Annotated in this window: 14 protein-coding genes and 1 pseudogene; 3 read left to right on the forward strand and 12 right to left on the reverse strand. The window is 66.6% G+C overall.

Annotation, left to right across the window (positions count from 1 at the left end; translation table 11 throughout):
• Positions 1 to 5: 5 nt before the first annotated feature.
• From FFS27_RS04575 to ubiE, 12 genes and pseudogenes are all read right to left on the reverse strand, one after another.
• Positions 6 to 467, reverse strand: coding sequence for a UPF0158 family protein (locus tag FFS27_RS04575; RefSeq protein WP_003135810.1), 462 nt, complete (start codon positions 465 to 467; stop codon positions 6 to 8).
• Positions 468 to 576: 109 nt separating this feature from the next.
• Positions 577 to 1,449: a methyl-accepting chemotaxis protein gene (locus tag FFS27_RS34070; RefSeq protein ID WP_404936159.1), complete on the reverse strand. Its 873-nt coding sequence runs from the start codon at positions 1,447 to 1,449 to the stop codon at positions 577 to 579.
• Positions 1,432 to 2,565 (reverse strand): annotated as a pseudogene (locus tag FFS27_RS34075) (methyl-accepting chemotaxis protein); the annotation flags it as partial. The gene FFS27_RS34070 and the pseudogene FFS27_RS34075, both read right to left, overlap by 18 nt.
• 166 nt (positions 2,566 to 2,731) lie before the next feature.
• The gene (locus FFS27_RS04585) at positions 2,732 to 3,439 is read right to left on the reverse strand and encodes a 16S rRNA (uracil(1498)-N(3))-methyltransferase (RefSeq protein WP_003095898.1); all 708 of its coding nucleotides are present in this window, start codon (positions 3,437 to 3,439) and stop codon (positions 2,732 to 2,734) included.
• Positions 3,436 to 4,239: a twin-arginine translocase subunit TatC gene (gene tatC, locus FFS27_RS04590; protein WP_003095896.1), complete on the reverse strand. Its 804-nt coding sequence runs from the start codon at positions 4,237 to 4,239 to the stop codon at positions 3,436 to 3,438. Before tatC ends, FFS27_RS04585 begins: the two co-directional genes overlap by 4 nt.
• A complete protein-coding gene (gene tatB, locus FFS27_RS04595; RefSeq protein ID WP_023096240.1) occupies positions 4,236 to 4,649 on the reverse strand; it encodes a Sec-independent protein translocase protein TatB in 414 nt (137 codons plus the stop codon). Before tatB ends, tatC begins: the two co-directional genes overlap by 4 nt.
• 13 nt (positions 4,650 to 4,662) lie before the next feature.
• A complete protein-coding gene (locus FFS27_RS04600) occupies positions 4,663 to 4,911 on the reverse strand; it encodes a twin-arginine translocase TatA/TatE family subunit (RefSeq protein ID WP_003095893.1) in 249 nt (82 codons plus the stop codon).
• A 25-nt stretch (positions 4,912 to 4,936) separates the two neighbouring features.
• On the reverse strand, positions 4,937 to 5,272 hold the full coding sequence (locus tag FFS27_RS04605; protein ID WP_003110868.1) for a phosphoribosyl-ATP diphosphatase: 336 nt from the start codon (positions 5,270 to 5,272) through the stop codon (positions 4,937 to 4,939).
• Positions 5,265 to 5,669 carry a phosphoribosyl-AMP cyclohydrolase gene (gene hisI / locus FFS27_RS04610; protein WP_003110867.1) on the reverse strand — a complete coding sequence of 135 codons (405 nt, stop codon included), beginning with the start codon at positions 5,667 to 5,669 and terminating at the stop codon, positions 5,265 to 5,267. Before hisI ends, FFS27_RS04605 begins: the two co-directional genes overlap by 8 nt.
• Positions 5,670 to 5,784: 115 nt before the next feature.
• Positions 5,785 to 7,386 carry a ubiquinone biosynthesis regulatory protein kinase UbiB gene (gene ubiB, locus FFS27_RS04615; protein ID WP_003116128.1) on the reverse strand — a complete coding sequence of 534 codons (1,602 nt, stop codon included), beginning with the start codon at positions 7,384 to 7,386 and terminating at the stop codon, positions 5,785 to 5,787.
• Complete coding sequence (locus tag FFS27_RS04620) at positions 7,383 to 8,009, reverse strand: ubiquinone biosynthesis accessory factor UbiJ (RefSeq protein ID WP_003110866.1); 627 nt, start codon at positions 8,007 to 8,009, stop codon at positions 7,383 to 7,385. The genes ubiB and FFS27_RS04620 overlap by 4 nt, the downstream gene beginning before the upstream one ends.
• A 14-nt stretch (positions 8,010 to 8,023) precedes the next feature.
• Positions 8,024 to 8,794 carry a bifunctional demethylmenaquinone methyltransferase/2-methoxy-6-polyprenyl-1,4-benzoquinol methylase UbiE gene (gene ubiE / locus FFS27_RS04625; protein WP_003103462.1) on the reverse strand — a complete coding sequence of 257 codons (771 nt, stop codon included), beginning with the start codon at positions 8,792 to 8,794 and terminating at the stop codon, positions 8,024 to 8,026.
• A 135-nt stretch (positions 8,795 to 8,929) separates the two neighbouring features.
• On the opposite strand from ubiE, the gene FFS27_RS04630 reads away from it, so the two are divergent.
• From FFS27_RS04630 to FFS27_RS04640, 3 genes are all read left to right on the forward strand, one after another.
• Complete coding sequence (locus tag FFS27_RS04630) at positions 8,930 to 9,205, forward strand: polyhydroxyalkanoic acid system family protein (protein WP_009314399.1); 276 nt, start codon at positions 8,930 to 8,932, stop codon at positions 9,203 to 9,205.
• A 143-nt stretch (positions 9,206 to 9,348) separates the two neighbouring features.
• Positions 9,349 to 9,765 carry a phasin family protein gene (locus FFS27_RS04635; RefSeq protein WP_003103463.1) on the forward strand — a complete coding sequence of 139 codons (417 nt, stop codon included), beginning with the start codon at positions 9,349 to 9,351 and terminating at the stop codon, positions 9,763 to 9,765.
• Between the two features lie 10 nt (positions 9,766 to 9,775).
• Positions 9,776 to 10,413 (forward strand): phasin family protein (locus FFS27_RS04640; RefSeq protein ID WP_137951942.1); only part of this gene is annotated, 638 nt, incomplete at its 3' end.

Raw genomic sequence — 10,413 nt, forward strand, 5'->3', positions numbered from 1 at the left:
CCGCGCTAGGCGAACGGCTTGCCCGGTGGCGGCAGGAGCGACGTCGGACTCTGCCGCGCGGCCGGCTGGATATCGTTGTCTTCCAGCCAGTCCAGCGCCCATTCGCGCAGGCGCTCGTTCTGGTAGCGGTACCAGTCCTGCAACAGTTCCGGGTACTCCATCAGAGAGTGCTTGAAGGCCTTGAACGGCTTGCGGCTCTGCAGCGCGTTGGCGAGCGTCGCATAGGCGTGCGGCTCCTCCACCTCGCGGAGGAAATCCTGCATCAGTCCCAGCGACTGGGTGGTGCTCAGCGGGTCGATCAGCAGCAGGCGTTCCGGCTCGTTTTCCAGCAATGCGTCCAGTTCGGGATCGGGCGCCTCGGCGGAGATCAGCAGCACCTTGCCGCTGTGCAGGTCGAGGTAGTGGTCGATTCCCGGGGTATCCAGGGCGAAGGCCAGTTCGTCGATATCGATGGTCATCGGGCGCATGGCGTCATCTCCCAAAAGGCGAAAGCCTGATCCTACGCAAAGGTGCCCCTCCTGTCCGCTTTCGATGGACGGGAGGGGCTGCCGATGCAAGGAGGATCCTCTCGGGATGTTACAGGCGGAAGCGTCCCACCTGCGCCTGCAACTGCGTGCCCAGGCGCGCCAGCTCGCCGCTGGAGGCGGCGGTCTGCTCGCTGGCGGCGGCCGACTGCTCGGCGACGTCGCGCACGCTGAGGACGCTGCGGTTGATCTCCTCGGCCACCGTGCTCTGTTGCTCCGCGGCAGTGGCGATCTGCAGGTTCATGTTCTGGATGTCGGAGACGGTGCGGGTGATGCTGTCCAGCGCGGCGCCGGCGCGGCGCGCCAGTTCCACCGTGCTGGCGGTCAGCGAGCGGCTGTTCTCCAGGCGTTCGGCGGCTTCGCCGGCGCCCTGCTGGAGACGCTGGATCAGGCCCTCGATCTCGGCGGTGGACTGCTGGGTGCGCTGGGCCAGGCCGCGGACCTCGTCGGCGACCACCGCGAAGCCGCGTCCGGCGTCGCCGGCGCGTGCCGCTTCGATGGCTGCGTTGAGCGCCAGCAGGTTGGTTTGCTCGGCCACCGACTTGATCACGTCGAGGACGCTGCCGATCTGCTCGCTGTCGTTCTTCAGGCGCGCCATGGCTTCGCTGGAAACGTCCATTTCGCTAGCCAGGCGCTCGATGCGGGTCACCGCCTGGTCGACTACCGCGTCGCCCTGGCGCGCCTCTTCATCGGCCTGGCGAGCGGCCTGGGAGGCCAGCTCGGCGTTGCGCGCGACGTCCTGCACGGTGGCGGCCATCTCATGCATGGCGGTGGCGACCTGGTCGGTCTCCACTTTCTGGCTGTTGACCCCGGCGCGGGTCTGCTCGGTGACCGCCGAGAGTTCCTCGGCGGAGCTGGCCAACTGGCTGACGCCGTCGCCGATCCGCCCGACCAGCTCGCGCAGGCTGTCACCCATGCGCTGCATGACTCGCTGCAACTGGCCCAGTTCGTCGCGGCGCTGGAGGGTCAGGGGATTCTGAGGACGCTTGCCGAGGTCGCCGGCGGCGATGGCCTCGGCCTGCGCGAGGGCTTCGTCCAGCGGCCGGACGATCTGCCGGTTGATCGCCCAGCCGGCGACGCAGCCGAAGGCCAGGGCCAGCGCGGCGATCAGCCAGAGGCTGGCGCGGTCGCGGCTGGCGGTGCTCTCGCGCAACTGGCGACCGGCTTCGGTGAGGGTCCGGCCGGCCCGGGCCATATCCTGGGTGCTGCTTTGCATCGCTTGCTGCGCCTGGCGCGTGCGGACGACGCCGGCACGGAACTGCTCGATGCCGCCACGATAGCCCTGGAGGCTGCGCATGGCCTGTTCCAGCGCCGCATCGGCCTCGCCGGGCAATTGGCCTCGCAGCGTCGTGCCGGCCTGGCGGAGGGCGTCGAACGCGGCGAACGCGGCCTGCTCGGCCTTGTCGCTGCGCTCGAAGACGTAGCCGCGCACCTGGTAACGCACCATGAGCAACTGTTGGTGCAGGTCGGCCACCGCACGGCTGCGTTGCAACGCCTGCGGGTCGCCGGCCTGCTGCGCGAGGCTGGCGTCCATCAGTTCCTCGAGGCGGGCGAAGCTGTCCAGCGCCTGCTGTGCAGTGCCCACCAGCACACCACGGGCGGCGCTGCGTTGCAGATCGGCTGCGGCGAGGTCGTCGAAGGCCTTGCGGTAGGCTTCGATGGCTTCGGCCTGGTGGGCCAGGGCGGCCGGGTCAAGCTCGCTGTGGCGCAGCGCCTGCAGGCGCTGGAGCATCCCGGCCAGGGTCTGGCGGACCTGCTCGGCCTGGCGCGGGTCGCTGCCGGCTTCGAATGCCAGGCGGCCTTGTTCGGCTTGCTGGGCCTGTTCCATCAGGCTGGCGACTTCGGCGAGCTGCTCGCTGAGGGCGGTCTGGTGCGTGAGGGTGCGGTTGCTGCTGATCACCACCAGCAGAAGCAGCGCGAGGAGGACACCGAAACCGACCATCAGCTTGCGGCTGACGCTCAGCTTGGCCAGTTGGAGAACCCACCAATCGTACATCGTCATTACTCCAGGCAGTGCGACACCCTGGGTTGGCAGCCCCATGGCGTGGCGGAACAGGTAATGGCTCAGCGTCGTCGCGTCCGGCGTGCGGGCGCGGAGGGCCGGTACGTGGCCGGCGGGCGAGGTCTTATGGTTGTCGTGCGGAGCCCTGCGCGACAGAGGATGTCGGCCGGGCGAGGGAAACCTTCAGTCTTTTACCGGAGTTTTTTCAGAACAACCGCGCAAGCAAGGCGCTGACCGCGGTTTCCACGCGCAGGATGCGTTCGCCGAGCTGCACCGGATGCAGTCCGGCTTCGCGCAGCTTGTCGACCTCGTAGGGAATCCAGCCGCCTTCCGGGCCGATCGCCAGGGTCACCGGCTTCTCCACCGCGCGCGGACAGGCCGGCCAGGGACCGGGATGGCCGACCAGGCCGAGGCTGCCGGCGGCCAGGGCCGGCAGGCGGTCTTCGACGAAGGGTTTGAAGCGCTTCTCGACGATGATTTCCGGCAGCACCGTATCGCGGGCCTGCTCCAGGCCGAGGACCAGGTTCTCGCGGATCGCCGCCGGGTCGAGGAACGGGGTCTGCCAGAAGCTCTTTTCTACGCGGTAGCTGTTCAGCAGCACCAGCTTCGGTACGCCCATTGCGGCGATGGTCTGCAACACCCGGCGGAGCATCTTCGGTCGCGGCAAGGCCAGCAGCAGGGTGATCGGCAACTTGGCCGGCGGCGGCTGGTCGAAGCGCACCTCCAGGGTCGCCTCGCTGGCGTCGAGCTTCAGCAGGCGGCCTTCGCCCATCCAGCCGCCGAGGCGGCCGACCCGCAGGGTGTCGCCGTTCTCGGCGCGGTGCACTTCGTGCAGGTGCTTGAGGCGGCGATCGTGCAGGACCGCACGATCCGCCGACACGAAGTCGGCGTCGTCGAGGAGCAGCAGGTTCACTGGCGGGTGGCCGGAGGCTGGTCGCCGTCGCTGGCCGGTTGGTCGTCCGGATGCTCGCCGCGCTTGCGTACCAGGCGGCCGAACAGCAGGCCGATCTCGAACAGCAGCCACATTGGCACCGCGAGCATGGTCTGGGAGAAGATGTCCGGCGGGGTCAGGACCATGCCGACCACGAAGCAGCCGATGATCACGTACGGGCGGATCTTCTTCAGGTACTCGACGTCGACCACCCCGATCCAGATCAGCAGCACCGTGGCCACCGGGATCTCGAAGGCGACGCCGAAGGCGAAGAACAGGGTCAGGACGAAGTCCAGGTAGCTGTTGATGTCCGTCATCATCGCCACGCCCTCGGGCGTCACGCTGGCGAAGAAGTGGAAGATCATCGGGAACACCAGGAAGTAGGCGAAGGCCATCCCGGCGTAGAACAGGATGATGCTGGACACCAGCAGCGGCAGCGCCACGCGCTTCTCGTGCTTGTACAGGCCGGGCGCGATGAAGCCCCAGACCTGCGCGAGGATCACCGGCATGGCGAGGAACAGAGCCACCACCATGGTCAGCTTGAACGGCGCGAGGAACGGCGAGGCGACGTCGGTGGCGATCATGCTGGTGCCTTCCGGAAGGAAGCGGCGCAACGGCTCGGAGACCAGGGTGTAGATCTTCTGCGAGAAGTAGAACAGGCCGGCGAAGATCAGGAAGATCGCCGCCACGCTGCGCAGCAGGCGCGTACGCAGTTCGGTCAGGTGCGAGACCAGGGGCATTTCCTGGTCGTGCTCGGGCTGCTCGGGTTTATCGGCGCTCATGGATTACGCGGCGTCTCGGACGGTGGCGAAGGGGGAGTGGAGGCAGCGACTGCCGGCGGTGCCGCGGCGTCCGCGGGCGTGCTGGTCGGCGGCGGCGTGGGTACGCTCGGCGCCGGGCTCTCGGCCGCCGGCGGCGGGGTTTCCTGCGGGGGATTCTGGCCGGTCAGCGGGGCCAGCAGCTTCTGCGCTTCGCGCTCCATCGAGAGGATGTGCTCGTTGTGCAGTTGCCGGCGGATCTCGTCCGCACCGATTTCCCGTTCCACTTCCTGCTTGATGGTATTGAAACTGCGCTTCAGGCGGCCGATCCACAGGCCGGCGGTACGTGCGGCGCCCGGCAGACGCTCGGGGCCGAGCACCAGCAGGGCGACCAGCCCGACCAGCAACAGTTCGCTGAAGCTGATTCCGAACATCGATGGCTACCCGTCAGTCCTTGCGCGCCGGCTCTTCGACCTTCTGCGCCTGGGCGTCGATGGTGTGCGGCTGGTTCAGCGGTTGGGCCGGCTGGGCGGCGGGCTGGTCCTTCTTGTCGTCTTCCTCGGTGTTCACCGCCTTGCGGAAGCCCTTGATCGCTTCGCCGACGTCGGAACCGAGGTTCTTCAGGCGCTTGGTGCCGAACACCAGTACCACGACGATCAGGATGACGATCCAGTGTTTCCAGTCAAAAATGCCCATGTCGTATTCCTCGCAATGTGTAGGTTCAGGCCGATGGTTGGCGGGCGGCTTTCTCGGCGTGGCCGGAAAGGCCGAAGCGGCGCTCCAGTTCGTCCAGCACGGCTTGCGGATGCTGGCCGAGGGCCGAGAGCATCACCAGCGAGTGGAACCAGAGGTCGGCGGTTTCGTAGATCAGGTCCTGGCAGTCGCCGCTGGCCGCGGCATCCTTGGCGGCGATGATGGCTTCCACCGACTCCTCGCCGACCTTCTCCAGGATCTTGTTCAGGCCCTTGTGGTACAGGCTGGCCACGTAGGAGCTGTCGGGCGCGGCGTTCTTGCGCTCCTCGAGCACCGCCGCCAGGCGGGTCAGGGTGTCAGTCATGGTGGTGTCCTGCGTGTTCGTAGATAGCGTCCGGGTCCTTCAGCACCGGATCGACGGTCTTCCAGGCGCCGTTCTCGAAGACGCGGTAGAAACAGCTTTCCCGGCCGGTATGGCAGGCGATCCCGCCGACCTGCTCGACCATCAGGATGACCACGTCGGCGTCGCAGTCCAGGCGCAGTTCGTGCAGCTTCTGCACATGCCCGGACTCCTCGCCCTTGCGCCACAGCTTGCCACGCGAACGCGACCAATAGATTGCACGGTTCTCGCTGGCGGTCAGGGCCAGCGCCTCGCGGTTCATCCAGGCCATCATCAGCACGCGCCCGGTCTCGTGATCCTGGGCGATCGCCGGGACCAGGCCGTCGGCGTTCCAGTGAATCTCATCCAGCCAGTCTTTCATGGTCTTTCCACGTTCGTTGCCGGTACGTTGCGTGCGTTTCCGGCGGAAATGGGAGTAGTGTGCCAGCCGGGAGCGCGACTGGCTATCGGCGCGGGCCTAGTGGCCGTGCGCGGCGCTAGCGGCGCAGGATCAGGAACACCCCGCCGGCCAGCATCACCCACGCCGGCCAGGCTTCCAGCTGCTGACCCAGGCCGACCTCGGCGGCGCCGACCAGCAGCACCGCGCCCACCAGGCGCCCGAGCCAGTCGTGGCGGGAACCTTTCCACTCCGGCGGCGGCGCATTGTGGGCGTGCGGTTGTGACAGGCGTTCGAGGGTGTCGCGGGCCATTTGCGACAGGTGCGGCACCTGCTCGACCTGTTGCTGGAAATTGCGCAGCAACTGCTTCGGGCTGACCCGTTCGCGCATCCAGCGCTCCAGGAACGGCTGTGCGGTGGCCCACAGGTCGAGTTCCGGGTAGAGCTGGCGGCCGAGGCCTTCGATGTTCAGCAGGGTCTTCTGCAGCAACACCAGTTGCGGCTGGATCTCCATGTTGAAACGGCGCGCGGTCTGGAACAGGCGCAGCAGGACCTGGCCGAAGGAGATGTCCTTCAGCGGCTTCTCGAAGATCGGTTCGCAGACGGTACGGATCGCCGCCTCGAAGTCGTTGACCTTGGTTTCCGCCGGGACCCAGCCGGAGTCGATATGCAGTTGGGCGACCTTGCGGTAGTCACGCTTGAAGAAGGCGATCAGGTTGCGCGCCAGGTAGTCCTGGTCCTCGTCGGTCAGGCTGCCGACGATGCCGCAGTCCACCGCGATGTATTGCGGGCTCCAGGGCGCGCGGGTGCTGACGAAGATGTTGCCGGGGTGCATGTCGGCATGGAAAAAGCTGTCGCGGAACACCTGGGTGAAGAAGATCTCCACGCCGCGCTCGGCCAGTGCCTTGAAGTCGGTGCGTTGGTCGCGCAGGGTTTCCAGGTCGGTCACCGGGATGCCGTAGATGCGCTCCATCACCAGCACCTTGGGCCGGCACCAGTCCCAGTAGACCTGTGGCACGTAGAGCAGCGGCGAGCCTTCGAAGTTGCGCCGCAGCTGCGAGGCGTTGGCTGCCTCGCGGAGCAGGTCGAGTTCGTCGACGATGGTTTTCTCGTAGTCGCTGACCACTTCCACCGGGTGCAGGCGCCGCGCCTCGCTGGAGACCCGCTCGGCGAGGCGGGCGAGGATGAACAGCCAGGCGATGTCGGAGCGGATCACCGGTTCCAGGTTCGGCCGGATCACCTTCACCACCACTTCCTCGCCGCTCTTCAGCCGCGCGGCGTGGACCTGGGCCACCGAGGCAGAGGCCAGCGGTTCGCGTTCGAAGCGGGCGAAGACCTGTTCGATCTTCGCGCCCAGTTGTTCCTCGATGCGCTTGACCGCCAGCTCCGGCGGGAAGGGCGGCACCTTGTCCTGCAGCCAGGCCAGTTCGTTGGCGATGTCGTCGGGCAGCAGGTCGCGGCGGGTGGAGAGAATCTGGCCGAACTTGATGAAGATCGGTCCGAGGTCCTGCAGCGCCAGGCGCAGGCGCGCGCCGCGGGTCAGTTCCAGCTTGCGCCGCGGCAGCCAGCGCCAGGGCAGGGTGGCACCGAGCAGGCGCAGCCACCAGGGCAGCATCGGCAGTTCGAGGATCAGGTCGTCCAGGCGGTAGCGGATGACGACGCGCTGGATGCGCAGGAGGCGGCGGAAAGCGAGGAGCTTCATGCGTCGGGCTTGGTCTTTTGGCTGAGGCGCCCGACGCGCGCGTCGAGACGATCGAGGGCCAGCTTCAGCTGGTCCAGTTCGGCGAAGCGGGCTTCGGCTTCGTGCTGGCCGACCAGCGTGCGGCTTTCCTCGGCAAGGTAGTCGGCCAGGTTCAGGCGCAGGCTGTGCAGGCTCTGCGCGCTCCAGCGCGAAGCGTCGCGCAGGCCGCTGCCGAGCACCTGGGTGGCGAGCGGGCCGAGCCAGCGCGACAGTTCGTACTCCCAGTCCAGCTCCAGGCTCTGCAGGATGCCGGCCAGTTCCAGCAGGGCCGCGCTGTCGCCGTCCATGCTGACTTCCGGGCTGTGCAGGACGCGGGTCTTGTCGCGCGCCAGGGCCAGGTGCAGGAGGTTGCCGGCCGGCGCACGCAAGGTGCAGTCGACCTCCGCCTCATGCTGCGCGGCGAAGTGCAGGCCGTCGCCGGCGGGCAGGATGAAGACCCGCAGCGGCGGGCTCAGGCAGTCGACCTCGATGACCTTGGTGGAAAGCCTGCGCAGGCGCGGCAGCGCTGTCCCGTCGAGGCGCAGGACGCGATTGATGCCGGTTTCGGCGGCGGCCAGCACGGCCTGGATCAGCAGCGAGCTCATCGGCGCGCCCTCGGTTAAGGCTTGATACCGCGGTGCAGGGCGACGATGCCGCCGGTCATGTTGTGGTAGGTCACGCGGTCGAAGCCGGCTTCCACCATCATCGCCTTCAGGGTTTCCTGGTCGGGGTGCATGCGGATCGACTCGGCCAGGTAGCGATAGCTCTCGGAGTCGTTGGTGACCAGCTTGCCCATCAGCGGCAGCAGGCTGAACGAATAGGCGTCGTAGGCCTTGGACAGCAGGTTGCTGCTCGGCTTGGAGAACTCCAGCACCAGCAGGCGGCCACCGGGCTTGAGCACGCGTAGCATGGAGCGGATCGCTTCGTCCTTGTGGGTGACGTTGCGCAAGCCGAAGGCGATGGTCACGCAGTCGAAGTGGTTGTCCGGGAAGGGCAGCTTCTCGGCGTCCGCCTGGACGAAGCTGACGTTGCCGGAGACGCCCTTGTCGAGCAGCTTGTCGCGGCCGACCTTGAGCATCGAGGCGTTGATGTCGGCCAGCACCACCTCGCCGGTCGGGCCGACCAGGCGTGAGAACTGCCGGGTCAGGTCGCCGGTGCCGCCGGCGATGTCGAGCACGCGGTTCCCGCTGCGCACGCCGGACAGCTCGATGGTGAAGCGCTTCCACAGGCGATGGATGCCGCCGGACATCAGGTCGTTCATCAGGTCGTACTTGGCCGCCACCGAGTGGAAGACCTCGGCGACCTTCTTCGCCTTCTGGCTTTCCGGAACGTTCTGGTAGCCGAAGTGGGTGGTGGGTTCGGCGTCGGCGCCTTTGCGGGGATCGTTCATGACGTTCTCACCTGGAAAGAATGCCGGGCATTCTAACAGGATGTGGGGAAAGTGCTGTGCCGCCGTCCGACGGCGCGGGTGCGGTGTTTTGTCTGGCCGCGTATAGTTTTCCGATCTGCAATCAGGAGTCGATCCATGTCGCGTATCCACATTGAACGTCCGCACAGCCTGGGGCTGGACGCCGCACGGGCCAAGGCGGAGAAACTGGCCGAACGTCTGGCGGAGGAGCACGGCGTGCAGTGCGAATGGCAGGGCGACGAGCTGACCTTCAAGCGCAGCGGCGTCGACGGCAGGATCGCGGTGGGGGCGGACAAGGTCGCGGTGGACGTCAAGCTCGGCCTGATGCTGTCGGCCATGAGCGGCCTGCTCAAGGGCGAGATCGAGAAGGCGTTGGACAAGGCGCTGGCCTGATCCTGCCGGGCGTTCGCCGTCCTGGCGGCGCCCATCTTCCGCTTAGTATGCGGTTTCTAATTTTCCCCGATACCTTGCTCTCACGCTGCCAGCGTTCCGGCGGCGCCTGCGGTTTCTTCAACCCAACGAGCGTGAGGTGCCCCATGGCCAAGATTGCCCTGAAGAAAAAGACCGTTTCCGAATCCACTTCCCTGGTCTCCGAGATCCGCCACTATGCCCGCCAGATCTGGCTTGCCGGCCTGGGTGCGTATTCCCGCCTGGGCACCGAAGGCAGCGACTACTTCAAGGAATTGGTGAAAGCTGGCGAAGCCCTGGAGAAAAAAGGCAAATCGCTGGTCACAAGTCAGGTCGATTCGGCCAATGACAGTGTCAAGACCGGCCTCTCTTCGGTGAAGGGAAAAGTCGAAGACCAGCTCGACAGGATCGAGCAGGCATTCGACAGCCGTGTCGCTAGCACGTTGAACCGGATAGGCATACCTTCCCGGAACGATGTCGAAGCACTCTCTGCTAAGCTGGATGAGCTGAGCGCAGTGCTCGAGCGTGTCGCGAGAACCCAATAAGGAGAGCAGGATGGCTGGCAAGAAGAAGAGCGAAAAAGAGTCCAGTTGGATCGGCGAGATCGAGAAATACTCGCGGCAGATCTGGCTGGCTGGTCTGGGGGCCTACTCGAAGGTCAGCAAGGACGGCAGCAAGCTGTTCGAGACCTTGGTGAAAGACGGCGAGAAGGCTGAAAAAGAAGCGAAGTCCGATGTGGACGCGCAGGTCGGTGCGGCGAAGGCTTCCGCCCGCTCTGCGAAGAGCAAGGTTGACGAGGTTCGGGACCGTGCGCTCGGCAAGTGGAGCGAGCTCGAGGAAGCTTTCGACAAGCGCCTGAACAGCGCCATCTCGCGTCTCGGCGTGCCGAGCCGCAACGAGGTGAAGGAGCTGCACGGCAAGGTCGATACGCTGACCAGGCAGATCGAGAAACTCACCGGCGTCAGCGTCAAGCCGGCGGCGAAGGCAGCGGCCAAGCCTGCGGCGAAACCGGCTGCCAAGCCCGCGGCGAAAACCGCAGCGGCCAAGCCGGCAGCTAAACCGGCAGCCAAGCCTGCGGCGAAACCCGCGGCGAAAAAACCTGCAGCGAAGACCGCGGCCGCCAAGCCGGCAGCCAAGCCCGCCGCCAAACCGGCTGCGAAGGCCGCCGCGAAACCGGCGGCCAAGCCGGCAGC

The organism is Pseudomonas sp. 2VD (assembly GCF_005503585.1).
GTDB classification, from domain to species: Bacteria; Pseudomonadota; Gammaproteobacteria; order Pseudomonadales; family Pseudomonadaceae; genus Pseudomonas; species Pseudomonas aeruginosa.

Coding starts and splice junctions, on each gene's coding strand:
- ubiB (WP_003116128.1), bottom strand. CDS start 7,386: ATGAAGCTCCTCGCTTTCCGCCGCCTCCTGCGCATCCAGCGCGTCGTC.
- hisI (WP_003110867.1), bottom strand. CDS start 5,669: ATGAAAGACTGGCTGGATGAGATTCACTGGAACGCCGACGGCCTGGTC.
- tatC (WP_003095896.1), bottom strand. CDS start 4,239: ATGAGCGCCGATAAACCCGAGCAGCCCGAGCACGACCAGGAAATGCCC.
- FFS27_RS04635 (WP_003103463.1), top strand. CDS start 9,349: ATGGCCAAGATTGCCCTGAAGAAAAAGACCGTTTCCGAATCCACTTCC.
- ubiE (WP_003103462.1), bottom strand. CDS start 8,794: ATGAACGATCCCCGCAAAGGCGCCGACGCCGAACCCACCACCCACTTC.
- FFS27_RS04575 (WP_003135810.1), bottom strand. CDS start 467: ATGCGCCCGATGACCATCGATATCGACGAACTGGCCTTCGCCCTGGAT.
- FFS27_RS34070 (WP_404936159.1), bottom strand. CDS start 1,449: ATGCAGCGCATGGGTGACAGCCTGCGCGAGCTGGTCGGGCGGATCGGC.
- FFS27_RS04600 (WP_003095893.1), bottom strand. CDS start 4,911: ATGGGCATTTTTGACTGGAAACACTGGATCGTCATCCTGATCGTCGTG.
- tatB (WP_023096240.1), bottom strand. CDS start 4,649: ATGTTCGGAATCAGCTTCAGCGAACTGTTGCTGGTCGGGCTGGTCGCC.
- FFS27_RS04605 (WP_003110868.1), bottom strand. CDS start 5,272: ATGACTGACACCCTGACCCGCCTGGCGGCGGTGCTCGAGGAGCGCAAG.
- FFS27_RS04630 (WP_009314399.1), top strand. CDS start 8,930: ATGTCGCGTATCCACATTGAACGTCCGCACAGCCTGGGGCTGGACGCC.
- FFS27_RS04620 (WP_003110866.1), bottom strand. CDS start 8,009: ATGAGCTCGCTGCTGATCCAGGCCGTGCTGGCCGCCGCCGAAACCGGC.